18 protein-coding genes are annotated in these 19,069 nt (G+C 45.4%); 11 read left to right on the forward strand and 7 right to left on the reverse strand.

Annotation, left to right across the window (positions count from 1 at the left end):
* The first annotated feature begins 44 nt into the window (after window positions 1–44).
* A complete protein-coding gene (locus ACQKMP_RS23165; protein ID WP_042185065.1) occupies window positions 45–1,346 on the forward strand; it encodes an ABC transporter substrate-binding protein in 1,302 nt (433 codons plus the stop codon).
* Window positions 1,347–1,476: 130 nt separating this feature from the next.
* Entirely contained in the window at window positions 1,477–3,468 is a 1,992-nt protein-coding gene (locus tag ACQKMP_RS23170; protein ID WP_427471256.1) for a beta-galactosidase, read from the forward strand.
* 695 nt (window positions 3,469–4,163) lie between these two features.
* Here the strand turns inward: ACQKMP_RS23170 and ACQKMP_RS23175 are convergent.
* Window positions 4,164–4,997 carry an AraC family transcriptional regulator gene (locus ACQKMP_RS23175; RefSeq protein WP_042185067.1) on the reverse strand — a complete coding sequence of 278 codons (834 nt, stop codon included), beginning with the start codon at window positions 4,995–4,997 and terminating at the stop codon, window positions 4,164–4,166.
* A gap of 119 nt (window positions 4,998–5,116) precedes the next feature.
* On the opposite strand from ACQKMP_RS23175, the gene ACQKMP_RS23180 reads away from it, so the two are divergent.
* Window positions 5,117–7,147: a beta-galactosidase gene (locus tag ACQKMP_RS23180; RefSeq protein WP_427471258.1), complete on the forward strand. Its 2,031-nt coding sequence runs from the start codon at window positions 5,117–5,119 to the stop codon at window positions 7,145–7,147.
* 75 nt (window positions 7,148–7,222) lie between these two features.
* On the opposite strand, the gene ACQKMP_RS23185 is transcribed toward ACQKMP_RS23180, so the two are convergent.
* Entirely contained in the window at window positions 7,223–7,885 is a 663-nt protein-coding gene (locus ACQKMP_RS23185) for a hypothetical protein (protein WP_427471260.1), read from the reverse strand.
* A gap of 176 nt (window positions 7,886–8,061) precedes the next feature.
* Here ACQKMP_RS23185 and ACQKMP_RS23190 point away from each other — a divergent pair, with 176 nt between their 5' ends.
* A complete protein-coding gene (locus ACQKMP_RS23190; RefSeq protein WP_042185074.1) occupies window positions 8,062–8,619 on the forward strand; it encodes a DUF1273 domain-containing protein in 558 nt (185 codons plus the stop codon).
* A gap of 85 nt (window positions 8,620–8,704) precedes the next feature.
* Here ACQKMP_RS23190 and ACQKMP_RS23195 read toward each other — a convergent pair whose 3' ends face one another.
* From ACQKMP_RS23195 to ACQKMP_RS23210, 4 genes are all read right to left on the reverse strand, one after another.
* Window positions 8,705–10,162 carry an amidase family protein gene (locus ACQKMP_RS23195; protein WP_427471262.1) on the reverse strand — a complete coding sequence of 486 codons (1,458 nt, stop codon included), beginning with the start codon at window positions 10,160–10,162 and terminating at the stop codon, window positions 8,705–8,707.
* A gap of 267 nt (window positions 10,163–10,429) precedes the next feature.
* Window positions 10,430–10,921, reverse strand: a complete 492-nt coding sequence (locus ACQKMP_RS23200) for a hypothetical protein (protein WP_427471263.1) — start codon at window positions 10,919–10,921, stop codon at window positions 10,430–10,432.
* Between the two features lie 69 nt (window positions 10,922–10,990).
* Window positions 10,991–12,406, reverse strand: a complete 1,416-nt coding sequence (locus tag ACQKMP_RS23205) for an ATP-binding protein (RefSeq protein ID WP_427471265.1) — start codon at window positions 12,404–12,406, stop codon at window positions 10,991–10,993.
* Entirely contained in the window at window positions 12,394–13,074 is a 681-nt protein-coding gene (locus tag ACQKMP_RS23210) for a response regulator transcription factor (RefSeq protein ID WP_379423589.1), read from the reverse strand. The genes ACQKMP_RS23205 and ACQKMP_RS23210 overlap by 13 nt, the downstream gene beginning before the upstream one ends.
* A 149-nt stretch (window positions 13,075–13,223) precedes the next feature.
* Here ACQKMP_RS23210 and ACQKMP_RS23215 point away from each other — a divergent pair, with 149 nt between their 5' ends.
* The 5 genes from ACQKMP_RS23215 to ACQKMP_RS23235 all read left to right on the forward strand — a co-directional run bounded on the left by ACQKMP_RS23215 (window position 13,224) and on the right by ACQKMP_RS23235 (window position 16,297).
* Window positions 13,224–13,937 (forward strand): YceI family protein, encoded by a 714-nt coding sequence (locus ACQKMP_RS23215; RefSeq protein ID WP_427471267.1) that lies wholly within the window; start codon window positions 13,224–13,226, stop codon window positions 13,935–13,937.
* 168 nt (window positions 13,938–14,105) lie between these two features.
* Window positions 14,106–14,501, forward strand: coding sequence for an 8-oxo-dGTP diphosphatase MutT (mutT, locus tag ACQKMP_RS23220; protein ID WP_427471269.1), 396 nt, complete (start codon window positions 14,106–14,108; stop codon window positions 14,499–14,501).
* Between the two features lie 37 nt (window positions 14,502–14,538).
* On the forward strand, window positions 14,539–14,865 hold the full coding sequence (locus ACQKMP_RS23225; RefSeq protein WP_427471271.1) for a nucleoside triphosphate pyrophosphohydrolase: 327 nt from the start codon (window positions 14,539–14,541) through the stop codon (window positions 14,863–14,865).
* A gap of 34 nt (window positions 14,866–14,899) precedes the next feature.
* Entirely contained in the window at window positions 14,900–15,253 is a 354-nt protein-coding gene (locus ACQKMP_RS23230; protein ID WP_339800679.1) for a DUF1648 domain-containing protein, read from the forward strand.
* Between the two features lie 45 nt (window positions 15,254–15,298).
* A complete protein-coding gene (locus ACQKMP_RS23235) occupies window positions 15,299–16,297 on the forward strand; it encodes a Gfo/Idh/MocA family protein (protein WP_427471273.1) in 999 nt (332 codons plus the stop codon).
* Between the two features lie 82 nt (window positions 16,298–16,379).
* Here ACQKMP_RS23235 and wrbA read toward each other — a convergent pair whose 3' ends face one another.
* Window positions 16,380–17,021, reverse strand: a complete 642-nt coding sequence (gene wrbA, locus ACQKMP_RS23240; RefSeq protein WP_076299112.1) for an NAD(P)H:quinone oxidoreductase type IV — start codon at window positions 17,019–17,021, stop codon at window positions 16,380–16,382.
* Window positions 17,022–17,174: 153 nt separating this feature from the next.
* Here wrbA and ACQKMP_RS23245 point away from each other — a divergent pair, with 153 nt between their 5' ends.
* Together ACQKMP_RS23245 and ACQKMP_RS23250 are read left to right on the forward strand one after the other, a co-directional pair.
* The gene (locus ACQKMP_RS23245; protein WP_339245080.1) at window positions 17,175–17,657 is read left to right on the forward strand and encodes a GyrI-like domain-containing protein; all 483 of its coding nucleotides are present in this window, start codon (window positions 17,175–17,177) and stop codon (window positions 17,655–17,657) included.
* Window positions 17,658–18,445: 788 nt separating this feature from the next.
* The gene (locus ACQKMP_RS23250) at window positions 18,446–19,000 is read left to right on the forward strand and encodes a pyridoxamine 5'-phosphate oxidase family protein (protein ID WP_042185093.1); all 555 of its coding nucleotides are present in this window, start codon (window positions 18,446–18,448) and stop codon (window positions 18,998–19,000) included.
* The last annotated feature ends 69 nt before the right edge of the window (window positions 19,001–19,069 follow it).

The following is a 19,069-nucleotide window of genomic DNA, read 5'->3' on the forward strand; positions in this document are numbered from 1 at the left end:
CAAATATTTCATAAGTAGTCCACTATCTTAAGGGGGAAAATATAATGAATAAGAAACGCTCGGCAGTTGCACTTTCGGCAGTAATGGCTATGAGTTTAGCATTAACAGCATGCGGTGGAGGCAATAACGCTTCTAGTAACTCACAAAATGGAAGCGCTGGCACAGATAAAGGTGAAGTAAAGACGGTTAAGATCTTTCAATTCAAGACTGAAATCGTTGAAGGTCTTAATGAACTTAAGGTTGAATTTGAAAAAGAGCACCCTAACATCAAGCTGGATATTCAAACCGTTGGTGGTGGTGCCGATTACGCTGCAGCACTGAAGACTAAGTTTGCTTCCGGCGACGCGCCTGACATTTTCTCAAATGGCGGATATGCTGAAATGGAGCTTTGGGGAGATAAGATGGAAGATCTGTCCGATCAACCTTGGGTGAAAGATCTGATTCCTATGGCAGCAGAGCCAATGACTAAAGACGGTAAAGTGTACGGTATGCCAATGAACCTTGAAGGAATTGGTTTTGTATATAACAAAGACCTGTTCGAAAAAGCAGGCATCACTGAAACTCCTAAAACATTGTCACAGCTAGAAGATGCAGCTAAGAAATTGCAAGCGATTGGCGTAACTCCTTTTGGTAATGCGTATCAAGAATGGTGGCTCCTTGGTAACCAAGGGATCAGCGTAGCATTCGCTCAACAAGATGATGTAAATGGCTTCATTAAGAGCTTGAATGACGGTACGGGTACAATCGTAGGTAACAAAGTGTTTGAAGATTGGAGCAACTTGCTCAACTTGACTTTGAAATACGGACAAAAAAATCCGTTGACTACAGATGCTAACACTCACTTGGCTATGTTTGCTAAAGGTGAAACTGCAATGATGCAAGAAGGTAACTGGGCACAAACCCTTGTTGATAACATTACACCTGACATGAACATCGGTATGTTCCCTATGCCAATCAATGAAGATGCTGCAAAGAATGACAAAATGACTGTAGGTATTCCTGCAAACCTTGTTATCAACAAAGATTCCGGATCTAAAGAAGAAGCTAAAACATTCTTGAACTGGTTGGTAACTTCAGATATGGGTAAAGAGTACATCGTTAAAAAATGGAAATTCATCCCTGCGTTGTCCACCATCGAAGCAACTCCTGAAGATATCGGTAAGCTTGGATCTGACGTATGGAACTATGTAAAAGAAGACAAAGTGTATGGTTTGCAATCCTCTAAATTCCCTGACGGTGTAACTCAAGAATTTGCTAGTGTGATTCAACAGATGATCGCTGGCAAGGTTGATGTGAATGGCTGGATGACAGGCATGCAAGCAGCTTGGGACAAGCTTAAGAAATAAGTGAAGCTCGTTCATAAAGAAGTTTAAAATGGACTAGTGGTTAACAAAGGCGTTCTCCGTATACCTCATCATTATGAGACGGGGAGCGCCTTTTATTTTGGTGATAACAAGATAGGGGGAGAGGACGCCGGTGAAGCGATATAATCTTATTCAGATAGGTGTGGACTATTACCCGGAGCATTGGGAAGAATCCATGTGGGAACCAGATATCAAATTAATGAAGGAAACAGGTGTCAAGGTAGTTCGAGTCGCCGAGTTTGCATGGAGCCGGTTAGAGATAGCGGAGGGCAATTACCAGTTCGGGTGGCTGGACCGCGCGCTGGATCTTTTTCATAAGTATGGATTACAGATTGTGATTGGTACGCCCACAGCTACACCTCCTAGATGGTTAACTACGAAATTTCCAGACGTGCTGCCGGTATTTGCGAAGGGAGAGACCTTTCACCCGGGAGTACGCGGACACCGCTGCTATAATAGTACATCTTTGCGCGAATACGGAAGTCGTATCACGCAGCGACTTGCGGAGCACTATAGTGAACACCCGGCCGTTATTGGTTGGCAGACTGATAATGAATTCGGAATGTTAGATTGTCATTGTGATGCTTGTAATATAGCGTTTCGCACTTGGGTGAAAGCCAAATATGGCAGCCTTGATCGGGTGAATGCAGAGTGGGGAACGGTTGTGTGGAGTGGAGAATATAGCGATTGGAATGAGCTTACTGTTCCACTGGGCGGATCACCACATCAGAATCCATCATTCCTGCTAGATTATCAGCGGTTTCAGTGGGATTCGGTGGTAGCATTCCAGAAGACGCAGATTGATATTTTGCGGTCTATTTGTCCGCAGCATTTTATCACTCATAACTTTCATAGCTATCCGCAGCGTCTGGATATGTACGCAGTCGGTGCTGATCTGGATGTCGCTGCATTTGACTATTATCCGAATACTTCGCCAACCAAGCAAGCGACAACACCATATAGCGGAGCACTTTCACTAGATGTAACCCGTGGTATTAAACGTCAAAACTTCTGGATCATGGAGCAGCTAAGTGGTTCACCAGGTTGTTGGATGCCGATGTGGAGAACGCCGTATCCTGGGATGATTCGTGCTTATGCGTGGCAGACGATAGCCAGAGGTGCGGATACCGTCGTTCATTTCCGCTGGCGTAGTGCAGTCGCGGGAGCAGAGCAATTCTGGCACGGACTGATTGATCACAGCAATGTCCCAGGACGCAGGTTTGCGGAGTTCACTCAGCTATGCCATGAGGTTAATACACTCGGGGAGAAGCTGACTGGAACGACGCTAAAGAATGAAGTAGCTATACTCCATTCTCATGAAGAAAAAGCAGCGCTGGATATTCAGCCTCAGGCTGAAGGATTCAATTATTATGAGAATATTAAACAGATACACCGTGCAGTGACGAAGCTCGGTATGGGTTGCGATGTTATCGATCTTAGACAATCGCTGGATGGTTATAAAGTAGTGATTGCTCCGAATTTATATTTGCTTGATGAGGAGATTGTACGTAGTTTGGAGGATTTTGCACTAGCTGGCGGAACTTTGCTTATTACCAATCGAAGTGGCGTGAAAACTACAAATAACATCGCAGTCATGCAGCCACTACCGGGGCTACTGAGCTATTGCACAGGGGTTGAAGTGCTGGAGTATGATCCAATAGGTGCTGAAACCCATAAGGTCGTTGATGCTGAGGGGAACCAATATGAATGCACGCAGTGGTGCGACGTCCTGAGACCTGTTGTGGCATGGCCCATTGCGTGGTATGGCGATGATTTCTATAGTGGAACTCCGGCTGTAACCGTCAATGCTTTTGGAAAAGGTCAGGTTTATTACTTTGGGACTCATATGGAAGAGAGATTCTGGTCAGTTTTATTGGAGCGCCTTTCCAAACAGCAGGGGCTGTTTAGATTTGAGGGTTTGCCGGATGGAGTACAGGCCTCTGTGCGCTCGGGAGATCAAGGAAGCTTCTTATTCTTGCTTAATTTGAGCCGGGAGTCTGTGACGATCCCGTTGCCGCAGGAGTATAACAGTCTGCTGAACCACTCGATTTGTTCAGGAGAGCTGCAGCTTGAGCCATATGGTGTGGAAATTCTGGAGATGTAGGGATAACCGATGATGGGAAGGGCATTCTTATCTCCTTCGGCGTATGTTCGAATCCTTGTGAATGTGAATGTGAATGTGAATGTGAATGTGAATGTGAATGTGAATGTGATTGTGATTGCACTCTGTGCAATAGAATTCCTTTTTGGGTGGGGGGATTTGAGATCTGTTGCAGATTGTGCAATCAGATTGGTGGGAAACGTCCATTTTGATGGGTTTCACCAGATTCTAATGCACGAAGTGCAATAGAATGCTCGAAATGAGATGGAAAAGGGCATTCTAATGTATGAAGTGCAATAGAATACACTTTTTGGCGGGGACTGTAGCTGTCGAGACAAGTCAGTTGGTACGATGCGGAATAGCTGAACTGGAAGGAACGGAGAGTTGGTTTGGTACAGAATAGCTGCACTTTCTACACTTATTTTATGCTCTCGGCCTATGAAATGGATTTAGTTGTATTTAGTGCAGCTATAATGCAAAGTATCGCGGTTCACAGCCAAATGTCGAGGATATAACTGCACAGAATACACTTATATGGATATTTTCTGCTGAACAGGCTGATTTAAGTGTACAAAATGCAGTTACTCTGACACACATGCCCATACTAATGAGATCTACACAGCGATGGGCTCCGTCATACGTAACCTTATGTAGTATTTCTCTACGCAGGATCCAATCTAGCTTCACTCCTTAGAGTGCTAGTGAAGTCGTCTAAACTGCTCCGGTGTAGTCCCTGACTGCTTGCGAAAGGTGGCAACATAATGGCTAACATCACGGAAGCCTACTCTCTGCGAGATGATTTTTACAGTAAGATCCGGCTGGCTTACGAGCATTTCTTTGCTTTTACGGATACGTAGCCGTACGAAATAGGCATAAGGAGATAGCCCAAAGGTTTGTATGAATAGATTGTTGAGATATCGCCCTGAGACGCCAAGCTGACCGGCTAGATCGTTAAGTCCGAGATCAGGATCACCATAATGGCTGTCCATCCATTTCAGTAGCGGCTGCAGCTTATCGACATTACGGGAAATGGTCGTATTGTTATGTAGTTGCCCGTATTTGCTTAAAGTAAGCAGAAAGCGATAAGCATCAGTGGAGGCAGTCAGACCAAACATGTCCTGTGAGGCATCATACTGATCAAGTATTTCTCTTAGCAGCTTGGAGAGAGGCGCCTCTTTTTCCCAGCGGTAAAAAGAATTCATATTCATCCCCAGCGTCTCCAAAATAGACCCTGCAGAGCTGCCTCCGAACGTTAAATAAGAGGTGCTCCAGTTAGCAGCCGAAGCTTCATAGCGATGTGGAGTATAGGGGAGAAGTAATACACCACTGCCTGCGGGAAGGGAGAAGCTTTTATTCTCAAAATGAATCACCCCTTCACCAGACGCCGTTTGGAGCCAATGATAGGTTTCGTAGCCATCTAAGCGGGATACTTTTTCCTGTTGATGATTGTGACCGATACTGTCTAATGTGATAGGTAGATCCTGTCCACCCTCATGGGGGAACACTATTCTACGATGCACGATTCCCTTCAATGATTCCATCTCCTCTTAGTTCCATATTCTTATATGCTGGGAAGATTATTTTATATTTATAGCGTCAGGTTAACCGATTACAATATATATATAATTATACTATAAAGGATGTGCGAAGTGTGATTAACGATAAATTACCTAAGATTTGGTACGGTGGAGATTACAATCCAGAGCAATGGGATGCGCCTGTATGGGCAGAGGATGAGCGTATGTTTAAACTGGCAGGAATTGATGTTGCCACAATTAATGTATTTTCCTGGGCGCTGATCCAACCTTCCGAAGACACTTATGATTTCTCATCACTAGATGAATTAATGGATAGACTATATAAAAATGGTACTTACGTATGTCTGGCAACAGGTACAGGAGCGCACCCAGCTTGGATGGCTCATCGTTATCCAGAAGTTACTCGTGTTGATGTGAAGGGCAGAAAACGCAAGTTCGGTGGACGTCATAACTCGAATCCAAACAGTCCGGTTTACCGCAAGTTTGCAGCGAAGCTGGCAGGAAAGCTGGCTGAACGTTATAAGGATCATCCGGGGCTTGTAGCTTGGCATGTTTCGAATGAGTTCAGTAACTATGATTATTCTGATTTATCTGAAGCGGCGTTCCGTGTCTGGTTGAAGGAACGTTATGGTTCTCTGGATGCATTAAACAAAGCATGGAATACACGTTTTTGGGGACATACGTTTTATGATTGGGAAGAAATTGTACTGCCTAGTGAGCTGAGTGAAGAATGGGATGGCAACCGCACCAACTTCCAAGGCATTTCATTAGACTTCCGTAGATTTATGTCTCATAGCTTGCTGGAATGCTACAAAATTGAGAGCGATGCGATTAAGGAGCACAGTCCTAACGTACCTGTTACCACTAACTTGATGGGCTTTTATGATGAATTGGACTATTTTGAGTGGGCTAAACATATGGACGTCATTTCTTGGGACAACTATCCTTCACTCGATACTCCGGTCAGCTTTACAGCCATGGCGCATGATCTCATGCGTGGATTGAAGAATGGACAACCTTTCATGCTGATGGAGCAAACGCCAAGCCAGCAGAACTGGCAGCCATATAACTCTTTGAAACGTCCAGGGGTTATGCGCTTGTGGAGTTATCAGGCTGTTGCGCGTGGTGCAGACACTGTTCTGTTCTTCCAACTGCGTCGTTCAATTGGTGCATGTGAGAAGTATCATGGAGCTGTTATTGAGCATGTCGGACATGAGCATACGCGTGTATTCCGTGAATGCGCTGAGCTCGGTAAAGAGCTGGGACAGCTTGGAGATCAGCTATTGGATGCGCGTAGTGCAGCTAAAGTAGGGATTATTTATGACTGGGAAAACCGCTGGGCTATCAACCTTTCAAGCGGACCATCCGTAGCTTTGGATTATGTGAATGAGATTCATAAATATTATGATGCACTCTACCAACAAAATATCGAAGCCGATATGATCGGTGTAGAAGAGAATCTGTTCAAATATGAGATTGTAATCGCACCTGTGATGTATATGGTTAAGCCGGGTTTTGCTGAGAAGGTTGAAGCTTTTGTAAAAGCAGGCGGTACATTCATTACGACTTATTTCAGTGGGATTGTTAATGAGAACGACCTCGTAACCGTAGGTGGCTACCCTGGGGAACTGCGCAACGTACTCGGAATTTGGGCAGAGGAAATTGATGCACTGCTGCCAGGGATGAGTAATGAGATTGTGATGGACAAAGCGTGGGGTAATTTGAGTGGTTCTTACAAATGTGATCTGCTCTGCGATCTGATTCATGCCGAAGGTGCTGAGGTTTTGGCAGAGTACGGATCTGATTTCTATAAAGGAATGCCAGCCTTGACGGTGAATAACTTTGGTGAAGGTAAAGCGTATTACGTGGCTACCAGCCCAGAAGCGGGATTCTTGAAAGGATTCTTAGCCAATCTGTGTGCCGACAAGAACATTCAGCCGCTAGTAACTGCACCGGAAGGTATCGAATCTGTGCAACGTGTGAAGGAAGGCGTATCCTACCTATTCTTGCTGAACCACACCACTGGTGATTTGAGTGCGGATATTGGTGCTACTGAGCGTACGGATCTTCTGACTGGTAATAAGGTTAGCGGTTCTTGTGTTGTGCCAGCCCGTGGAGTATTGATTTTGTCGGATAAGAACTAATTCGTAGTATATATAAAAAGATCTCCGTGGAACTAGCTTGTCCCCGGAGATCTTTTTTTGTGGTGCAGCATTTCATTAGCTGCTGCTCGCGCTGTCATCTGGAGTAGCTCCACCCGGATTGCCATTACTTAATGTAATGCTCTCCGCCACGGTGGAATCTGATTTAAGTGTGTATTGGATAATATCATCAGCCTTCAGTTCTGCTAAGGTGATCGCATTTTCTTGACGCGTGCCATTGTCGAAGGTAACCGCTACGATTTTAGTATCCGCATCAATCGTAATGTCTGTGGTTTCATCGGAGAAGCTTTGCTGCATTCTACCTCCCTGTGGTCCACCGCCTTGTCCGCCACCTTCCGGCATTTCCCCTTGTGGCATCCCACCCTCGGGCGCAGCGCCATGTCCTGTACTTTGATCGCCATCAGGTCTTTCCGGTGGGGTACCGCCTTGACTGTTCTGCCCGTCACCTTCTCCAGCACCTTGTCGGGGCATAGACATGTCCGATTTATAGATGGTAAGGGTAGTATCGCTTACACTCTTAATCTTACCGAAATTCATGGACATATTAGGTCCGCCATTCTGTTGATCGCCGTTTGCTTGTGGTTGTTTGGCTGCTGAACCCCTGTCTGCTTGGTTATTTGCAGCAGTTGTTCCTTCGGCCTCCGAATTCGCGCTGCAGCCAGCCAATAATAGAGAAGCGAGTAGGCCTCCAGATATTAGAATAGGAACGAACTTTCTCATTTTTTATTCCTCCTTAGTAGGTTAAAGATAGATTAGGAGAAATATAACAAACAGTTCTGAAAGTTTGCTTAATTTCCGCTGAGAGTTTGCCTAAAGAAATGAAATATGCAAATGTTATATAATGAACAAATATGCAGACTTAAAGGATAAGCCAACGTTCAGGAAAGAGGCAGCACATGAAGACTTTACTAGTAACGGGGTATCGTGCGCACGAGCTCGGTATTTTTGACAATAAGCATCTAGGGATTCCTTATATCAAAAAGGCACTAGCTAACCGATTAAAACCTTTGATCGAAGAAGGCGTGGAATGGGTGATTACGCCCGGCCAGTATGGTGTGGATCTGTGGGCATGCGAAGTGGTGAGCGAACTTAAGCTGCAATATCCGGACTTAAAGCTTGGGATCATTACAGCGCATACCGGACAGGAAGAGAAATGGAAAGAAGAAAAGCAGAACGAGTATCGGCGTATTATTGCGGGTGCGGATTTCTTCGGGGCGGTCAGTAATGCTCCTTATGACGGTAGCTGGCAGTTTCGGGCTAGAGACGATTTGTTGTTCCGCAAAAGTGACGGAATATTGCTCTTTTATGATGAGGATGCGGCGGAGGGGAGTCCGAAGTTTTTTAAAGAGCGGGCGCTGAAGCTGCATGCTGAAGGAGAGTATGAGTTGTTTCTAATTCACTCTGATGAAATTCAGAATATTGCCGATGAAGAGAATCAACGTGACTATGAGTAAGTATATGTAGATTTTGGAAAAGTAAAGGCCCGTAAACAGTGAATGAGACCATCACCGTTTACGGGCTTTTTGATATAAGAAGTGATCAGATAAAACTCTTTAGCGATGGTGCTTTTCGCACCTTGTAGTTTTGTTCATAAGCATAGGCGAGCTTGATGAGTGTAGGCTCCTGATAAGCTTTCGCTGAGAACGTTACACCGAAGGGGGCGCCGGCTGATGTATAACCGGAAGGCACAACGATGGACGGATATCCTGCTCTGGAGGTAATTCTGGCGCCGAAATCGGCGGGGAACAGCAGGGCATCCAGATTGTGCTCCTTCATAGTGGCGTCGATGCCTTCTTCCTTACATAGTTTTAGGTCAGTCGCACGGTGCAGCAAATACTTTGGTTCGGTTTGTGTGCCGGATGAGGTATATTCCGCATCTATTAACGTAGCTTGACCATATCTTAAAGTCTCCACAGGATGTGCATGGTTAAAATCTATAATATCCTTTAAGGTTCGCATCGGTGCCCCAGGGCCCAAGCGAGATAAATAAGCGTTCAAGGCTGTTTTGAATTCATTCAATACCACCGAAGAATAACTAATTTCCCGGGCGGTCTTAATATCCGCAGGATCAATAATAGTAGCTCCAAGCTCTCTCATTCTATCTACGGAAGCATTGAACAGTGCAAGTTGTTCTTCTGTCAGCTCCTCGAAATAATAATCACGCGGGATACCTATACGCGCGCCTTGCAAGCCATTCTCGTCTAGAAATACAGTGTAATCTTCGTGGATTCTACCTATATTCGTTCCCATTGCTGCATCTTGAGGATCATTGCCGAGCATTGCGTTTAGCAGCAGAACGGCATCACGAACGGTTCTGGCCATAGGGCCAGCAGTATCTTGTGTATTGGATAGCGGAAGGATTCCCGAACGGCTGAGCAGTCCAACGGTTGGCTTAATGCCAATAATGGAGCCTAAGTTACCGGGGTTAAGGATCGATCCCGAGGTTTCTGTGCCAACAGAGACTGTACAAAAGTTACAAGCGACAGCTACCGCAGAACCAGCACTGGAGCCACCTGTTGGTGTAGATATATTGTAGGGGTTAAGGACTTGCCCGCCGCGGGAGCTGTAGCCGGAGGGCATGCCGGTTGTCATAAAATTGGCGAATTCGGTCATATTGGCTTTACCCATAATGATTGCTCCGGCTTCACGCAGTTTTGTAACTATAAACGCATCTTCTCCGGCAAAAGAATTCGCCAAAGCCAGCGAGCCTGCGCTAGTATGCATTTTATCCCCTGTATTGATGTTATCCTTCAATAACACAGGTATGCCGTGCAGGGGGCCCCGGGAACCTTTGATCGTACGTTCAACATCTAGAGATTCTGCGATGAATAATGCATCAGGATTGATCTCCAGCACAGAGTTAATCGTCAGGCCATTTTTGTCATGATCAGCTATGCGTTCATAATACATGAGAACTAGTTGTTTTGACGTAATTTCTCCGGCTTCTAATGCAGCTTGGATCTCCGGTATAGTGGCTTCTACGATTTCAAAACTCATGTGCGTTCACGCTTCTTTCCCTTTAGGATATAGCTTCCCCTTCATCTAACCATAATTTGGGTTTTAGTGGTAGTATTCTTTTTATACTACAAATTATTGAATGATGGTCTCGGCAGTTAGGGGGGATATTAATGTTTTTTATTAGTGAAGTTTTGGGTAGAGCTTGCAAGCGCGCAACTGAAAAAAGGTGTCCAAATCGCCAAAACAAATGGCTGTTAGGACACCTCTTTTTATTTTTTTACTGATAGGAGTTGTTATTACCCCTGCTTACCCCTGTGCTGTAAATCCCTCTTCTGCTAAATATTCTTTAGCTTCCTCAAGGGTCTCAAAGGCCATTTCTAGATTAAGGTCGGCATAGACATACCATAAATCATCCTCAAGTTTTAGAGACAGTGTATGGCCCTCATCATTAGTCCAGAGTGAGTCGGCGGCTGCCGCAGCCTTTTTCTTTCTTTTGCTGGCTACAGGGGCGTCTGGAATGTAGATAGACAGTGAGGTGATGGAGGCATCCAGCAGACTCCGCAGCTCGGCTTCCGAGTAGTCGCGAATGTTCACAAAGCCCTTATCATCTGCCTCATAGCCCCGCAATAAGCCTGCGAACACATAACCATTCCCATTAGGATGCAGATGGTAAGCAACGGTTTTCTTATCATGCTGGCTTTCCTCGTAGTGATAGTTCACGCGCCCAAGGGATACGTTTTTACGTTCCAGTTGGGGGTAAGAGTCGAGAATCGCTAATTTTTGTTCAAAAGTAAGCATATACAGCCTCCGGTTTTCGGTGTGATTGTGCACATGATTATACCATGACGATGGCCCGCAGACTATTTTTTAGTGATCAAGCGGCAGAGACAGCACGAAGGTACAGCCTTCCTGGGAGTGCTTCTCAAGCACAAGGCTTCCGTTCATTGATTCGGCCAAAAGACGGCTGAAGGTGAGACCGAGTCCCAGACCACGTAGTGTGCTCTGTTTGTCGCTACCTCGGAAAAAAGCCTCGAAGACGTGTTCACTATGATTCGATGAGATGCCCAGCCCATTATCCTGAACACGAATCTCCGCCATGCCATGACCTTGCTGTTCAAGCAACTCTACTGTAAGCTGCACCATTCGGTCTGGGGCTTTGGCTTGTACACTGTTATTAAGTAAATTGACGATGATTTGTTGGATACGTAGCGGGTCCCCACACAAAAATAAGGGAGTTCTTGGCATATGGAGCATAGGCTCCGCAACTTCATCCGCTTGTGTCAGCTTCCATTGATACACGATTTCAGATAACAGTGGCACGGCATCCAGTCGATCGTGACGGACAGAGACGATTCCTGCAGTCAGTGCGTTGTAATCCAGAAGATCGGCAACCATCCGTTGCAATCGTCCAGCTTCCTGCAAAGCAATATCTAGAAATTCCACAGCTTCATCGTCTTCGACAACCCCTTCACGAACGGCATGGATTAGGCCTTTAATAGAGGTTACTGGTGTCTTTAGTTCATGGGATACACCGGCTAACATAACCGCACGGGACTGCTCAAATTGTTGTAACTTGCCTGCCATCTCTTCAAAAGACAACATCAGTTCATGGATTTCTCGTTCTTTGGCGTCCTTATCCAGAACGATATCATAACGGCCATGACTGATTTGAGCGGCTGCTTTGGCTACTTTCTGGATCGGTTTTGCCAGTTTACGAGACAAGAGGTAAATGGTTAGCCAACTTAATATGATTAGAAATAGCAACAGGATGGAGAAAAAAATGATCTCCTCCTGAGGGATATGCCTCAGCGATTTCTTGGATTGAAGGACAATCACCTGTCCAAGCGTTTTGCCATCCGATTTTATGGACGCTACTGCAGCTTTGAACTCCGGGCTGCGAGAGTCGTTAAGGCTATCATTAAGTTTATGCCTCATCTCATCTTCAGTTAGAGGCGGCATAGAGTACAGCATCTGATCTTGCTGATCCGTAATGATTACACACATTTCTACGGTTAACTTGAAGAATCGTTTTCGGTCTTCAATGAGCATTCCAAGATTCTGGCTGATCTCTATTGAACCCTCATGATTTACGCTCCGGTCGGCAATCTCCTGTGCTAATAATCCAGTAGTCTGCATCCGATTACTCATAGCTTCTTGTTGGATCCACCAGAACGTCGTTAGTGCAGTTAGCAGGAGGCCAACACTAATGATGAGCAGGTAACGAATCGTCCAATAGGAGAGAATCGAAGTACGTTTGGGGCTGCTTTTCTTTAGGTTGTCCATAATTGATATCCTGTTCCTCTCAGGGTACGGATTTCCCCCTCATCTACTGGCCAATGCGACAGCGCTTGGCGAAGTCTTTTGATAGACAAGTCCACGGCCCGGTCACTTCCTTCGTAATCCATCTCCCAGACATGTTCTAATAATTGCTCGCGAGTACATATTTGATTAGGTCTTTCAGCCAGAAATAACATGACCGACATATCGCGTGGACTAAGACTCAGCTCAACCCCGTTTAAAAAGACAGCTCGTGCAGTAAAGTCGATAAACAAACTGCCATAATGCCGTTTGCGGCTACCATCGGACCACTGCGAAGGACGGCGTAACACAGCATTCACGCGTGCCACCACTTCCTCAGGAATAAAGGGCTTAGACATATAATCATCCGCACCGCCGTCGAGACCGGCTAGTCGGTCATTGATCCCGTCCCTTGCGGTGAGCATGATCACGGGACAGCTGCTTTTTTCACGGATCAGCTTTAGCAGTTCAAAGCCGTCCATGTTTGGCAGCATGATGTCGAGTAATACTAATGAGGGAGGTGTTATAGCAAAAGACTCCAGCGCAGCACGTCCGTCGGCTACACGGGTGACATGGAAGCCTGCTTTTTTCAGATAGGCACTGAGGACCCTGGAGATAGCTTCCTCATCTTCAACAATTAGAATGGATCTCATCATGTGGTGGTCCTCCAATCTATAAAATTACGACAAGTTTAACACATCATAGCTCGCTCTGCTCTGACTTCTTCCCGACTTATTGCTTTGTTAGAATGAGGGACGAGCTTGAAAATATACAGAATATTTTGAATATTGGAGGGAACAGGATGAAGAGAAAAAGAATAGCCTTGATCGCTGCAGGAGTCATTATCGTAGGAGTAGTCACAGGTTATACATTGCTGGATAAATCGCTGGGCAATAATGTACAGATCGAGTCCGTGATTCCAGGGCAAGCCACAACAGCCGGTAATGGAGAAAGCACGACTAACACTGGAGCACCAGCAGGAGCGACGGTCACAGCCGATCAATTAAACGGTGATTGGACGGTTACGGATGCTTCTAAAGTATATTGGTCAGTAACCACCTCTAAAGAAACAGTAAACTTCGTGGATAACAAAGTTCAAGGTACCTGGAAAGTTAATATAGAAGATTCTACTTCGATGGTTGGAGAAGGGTCAGTAGATATGAGCGCTCTGGAATCTGGCAATGGTCAAAGAGATGAGCATGTAAAAGGGGAAGACTTTCTAGCCGTTACGGAATTCCCACAATCTACGTTTGTTGTGAAATCATTCTCGGAGCTGCCAACGGAATGGACCGAAGGAGCCACTGTGCCGGTTGAAATGCAAGGAACGCTTACAGTGAAGGGTGTGGAAAAGGACGTTTCCTTCCAGTCTCAAGCAGCGTACAGTGGTGGACAGCTGATGCTGTCGGGTACAACTACAGTGGCTTTTTCTGATTTTGGCTTAAGCAATCCACACACCGTTGTGCTGGATACGGAGAACAATCTTGAGGTCCGATTAGAGCTTGTGCTGAAGAAATAGCAGCAGTCTTTCCGTAAAGAAGACTTTGCTGTGAATTTATAGAGAAACTGTACGGAAGAGACTTTCCCGGGCCTAATAGCTTTTGGGAGAGTCTCTTTGGTTTGGAATGAAATGTATGTTTTAATAGAAGTATCTGTCTAATAAATAGCAATAAAGGAGGTGTTCCTTGTGATCCAGGTGGCGGCAGCGATTATACATAATGAAGAAGGACAGATTCTTATTGCTCGGCGCAGGCAAGGTAAATCTCAGGCAGGTCTGTGGGAATTTCCTGGCGGCAAAATAGAGCAGGATGAAAGCATCGCAGATTGTCTGCAAAGAGAGCTTCAGGAGGAGATGGGGATAACAATCCTTCCCTATGAAAGCTTTGGCGTGAACGAGCACAACTATGGAAGTGTCGAGATCAGACTGTTTGCTTGGAAAGCCCGATATCTGGGAGGTGTAATTGAACTTGTCGATCACGATGAATATAGGTGGGTGTTTCCAACTACACTCGGTCAGTTCACTTTTGCTCCTGCAGATATTCCTTTTGTAGTACGGCTAGTGGTGGGGTCAGATCAAGTGTGAAGGCAGTCCGAACATCAAGTAGAAGGGAAGAACTTAAGTGCCCATATATGAAAAGCTAGTGCGTGACGGAATTCCCAACCTGATAGCTTCTCAAGGTAAAGACTTTAAAACAAGAATATTAGAGTCCAAAGAATACATAACTGAACTACGTAAAAAATTGAAAGAAGAGTCGGAGGAGTATTTTCGGGCAGTGAGTAATGAAGAAGCTCTAGAGGAGCTTGCCGACATGCTGGAAGTAATTCAAGCGCTGGCGGAGACCCATGGAAGTAATAGCGCAGAGCTGGAGGAGCTTCGTGCGGAGAAAGCTGAAAGTCGTGGTGGATTTAAGGAACGGATATTTTTGATTGAAGTGGAAGGAGAATAACTAGAGATTATTGTTCCGTATAAGGAGGTTATTAATGTTGTCCAAAACCAAACTGATGATGATCTTAAGCGGTGTGGTAGCCTTAATTCCTGTAGCTATTTATTTATTCCTATATTCCAAAATGCCTGATAGGGTCCCGATCCATTACGATGGGAACATGGCTGATAGATTTGTAAGTAAGTCTAGTCTGGAGGTTATTTTGCAAAGCGGGCTTGGATGTTTGGGATTTATAATCATGAAACTCCTGCAGTTCCTTTTGCAAAAAGCGTTTATTCAGAGTTCTAACGAGCATTCAGCGGCTTTGAGCAGGATCTGGAATATTGCTATTTTGGTGGTGACGGTGGTGTTTGCTGGCATCAGTTCCTATACATTTATTAGAATGGTCTGATAGAATTAAAAGAGACTTAGCAGAAGGATTAGGAGGAACATGCATATGAAAATGGATAACGCTTACAAGGTAAGATGGGGAATTCTCAGTACAGGCTGGATTGCCCATCAGTTTGTTACTGATTTAGCTCACGCCAGCAATGGCGTGGCATATGCCGTGGGTTCGCGTTCACAGGAAAGTGCAGATAAATTCGCGAGGGATCATGAAGTACCACATGCTTATGCTACTTATGAGGAATTGGTAAATGACCCGAATGTAGACGCGGTATATATTGGAACGCCACATCCTTTTCATAAAGAAAATGCATTATTGGCGCTACGTGCAGGCAAAGCTGTCCTATGTGAGAAGCCTTTTACCGTGAATAGCGGAGAATTGGAAGAAGTGGTGGCCTACGCTAGAGATCATAAGCTGTTCCTGATGGAGGCCATGTGGAGTCGTTACATCCCGGCGATTGTGAAGGTTAGAGAATGGATCGCCGAGGGTAGAATCGGTGAAGTTCGCTTGGTGAAGGCAGACTTAGGATTTCGCACCGACTGGAATCCGGAAAGCAGATTGCTGAATCCGAAGCTGGGCGGAGGCGCGCTGCTGGATGTTGGGATTTATCCGGTTTCTTTTGCCTCGATGGTGTTTGGACCTCATCCTGAATCTATCTCCAGTACGGTGCATATTGGTGAGACTGGAGTGGACGAGCATTTCTCCATGCTGCTGAATTATGGCAATGGAAAAACCGCTTCGTTGAACGGCGGCATTCGTCTTAATATGCTGGAGGAAGCGCATGTGTTTGGAACAGAGGGTCGTATAATTGTTGAAGGGACGTTAGTGAACCCGAAATCTGCTTCGCTTTATATAGGGGATGAGAAGGTAGAGAGCTTTGTGGATGATCGAGCTTCTATTGGATATTGTTTTGAAGCAGAGGAAGTAGGCCGTTGTCTACAAGCAGGGCTAACAGAAAGCCCAGTCATGTCACTGGATGAATCGTTAGCGATTCTGAAACTGCTGGATCAAATACGTGCGCAGTGGGGTCTTAAGTATCCTGGAGAGTAAATAAAATAAACAACACCCCTCGGTTTACACGCTACAAGGTAGCTCCGAGGGGTGTTTGCTATATCGAACGATAGGTGGAAGTCTAGTTCTGACTATTGGCGTTTTTACTTTTGCCTGCTTGGACCCAGCCGGCCACTTCAACGGTGCGCTTCGCTTGATGAAAAACAGCATCACGGATCCGATCCTGCTCTTCGATCATTTTACCGTCTCCATCTACACTGACGCTTGTTCCGTACGGGTTGCCTCCCGCTCCAAATGTGACGGGATCTGTGTAACCTGGTGCTGCGACAATCGCTCCCCAGTGATACATCGATGTGTAGAGTGCCAAGATCGTTGCTTCCTGTCCTCCATGTGGATTCTGTGCTGAGCTCATGGCGCTGACGACTTTGTTTACGGTGAGTCCTTTGCCCCAAATCCCTCCGGTTGTATCAATGAACTGCTTCATTTGAGAAGCAATGTTACCGTAACGGGTTGGAGAACTGAAAATAATCGCATCGGCCTCGACAATATCGTCGGGTGTTGCGACTGGGATATCTTTTGTCTTCTCAGCCAGGGCCTTCATCGCCGGATTTGCCGCAATTTTGTCCTCGGGAACCAGCTCCTGCACCTTCAGCAGTTTTACCTCAGCTCCTGCTTTCTCGGCGCTTTCCGCGGCCCACTGTGCTAGCTGGTAGTTAGTTCCTGTGGCACTGTAGTAGATGACGGCTAATTTAATTTTTGACATGCTGGAGTCATTCCCTTCGAGTGTAGTTCCATACTATTAATTACCCCATTGATGCTTTTATAACCCAAATCGATAATTCTGCTCTAACTGGACAGACAGATGTCCACTTCCCTTGTGTATACTGAAATCAATTACAGGAAATGAGGGAGAATAATGAATACTTATTTTGCACAAAAACCGAAAATGACATTGGCTGGGGTTAGCATACGTACGACAAATGAAGTAGAAATGGGTCCCGATGGGGGCTTATCGCGGCTGTGGGAAACGTATTTCCAAAGTAATATTGCGGGGCAGATGGATACGGTTAAGCCTGAGTATATCTATGCCTTGTATACAGATTATGAGAGTGATGCGTCAGGAGCTTATACCGTTGTGATTGGGCATGAAGTGGCTGGGGAGAGATATTTAGCGGATAGAGGCATCGTGAGTGCGGCTGTTCCGGAGAGCAAGTATATGGTTTTTACGACGAAAAAAGGTCCGGTATTTGAAGTAGTCTCGCAAGCATGGGGGGATATTTGGGCTTATTTTAAGGCATCTACAGAGGTAAGAACTTACACGGGCGATTTTGAAATTTATGATTCGCGGAATTTTGATCCTGCTAACACGCAGGTTGAGATTTATATTGCGATTGAGTAGATCGGGTGAAAGATATTTTAGCTAAAAGAAATGTTTCGTGGGGATTTGGGGCTGCCGAGAGGCAGTTCCTTTTTTCGCGGATGAGCTGAATCCCTTGGGTGAGGGTGAAGGGTTACTCAACGAATAAAACGAATATATATCAATAGAAGGAATGAGTAAATACGCTTCATATTTAAATGCGGATGTGTCGTTAACCAGTAAACGGTAAAAATTTCGTACCATTCGCTGTGTTAGGCCGAAGTGGTGCAACAGAACGGTAAAAATCTCCCACATTAGCTGCGTCTAGCTGAAGTAGCAATCTTCAAGGGCAGAAATGCCCTACATTTACCGCAAAGAGCCCAAAAAGCAAGAAAGAGGGGCAAAAGTACCCTACATTTACCGGAAAGAGCCCAAAAAGCAAGAAAGAGGGGTAAAAATACCCTACATTTGCCCCAAAGATCCCAAATAGCGAGAAAGAGGAGTAAAAATACCCTACATTTACCGGAAAGAGCCCAAAAAGCAAGAAAGAGGGGTAAAAATACCCTACATTTGCCTCAAAGAGCCCAAAAAGCAAGAAAGAGGGGCAAAAATACCCTACATTTACCCTAATGATGCTCCAAACCGTTTGGAAGTAGATGGAGCAAGTGGAGTGTAAATGAAATAACTTGTTGAGTGAAGTGGATGGATTTTGATGGAGTTGAACTAAGGAAGTGTAGCTGAAGTAGCTGGTTTAGTTTATATGTTCGATGGAGCATGACAGTCCCACCCAACAAATCACACACAAACCAAAACGAAACGGAGAACACCAAATGGGAAAACAATTCACGGCTATATTACCTGCACATCAGGAGTTTATTCTTCGGCAGCATCTTTTTTTCGTAGGGTCAGCGCCGCTATCTGAAGAGGGGCATGTTAATCTTTCACCTAAGGGTCATGATTGTTTGCGGATTTTGTCTCCTAATCAAGTGGCTTATCTCGATATGACCGGTAGTGGTAATGAGACGAGCGCACATCTGCTGGAAAATGGAAGAGTGACGGTTATGTTTTGTGCGTTTGAAGGACCGCCGAATATTCTGAGACTGTATGGAACAGGGACAGTAATCCTGCCTGGTTCATCAGAATGGGAAGCACTGTACCCTATTTTTACACCTCTGCCTGGAGCTAGACAGATCATTTTAATTGATGTTCATAAGGTACAGACTTCCTGCGGATTTTCGGTCCCATTTATGAGTTATGATGGTGAGCGAGAGACGTTACAACGTTGGTCTATCCAAAAGGGCGAAGCAGGTCTGAAAGAATATAGACAAGAGAAGAACACCACAAGTATAGACGGGCTACCGACACCCCTTGGACAAAAAAACTAAGCGGACATGGTGATCCTAGGTTCATGTATATAAAGTTTCACATTCGTCACGATGAGCGATCTCTCAATT

This window comes from Paenibacillus sp. NPDC101420 (genome assembly GCF_050277435.1).
GTDB lineage: Bacteria > Bacillota > Bacilli > Paenibacillales > Paenibacillaceae > Paenibacillus_AQ.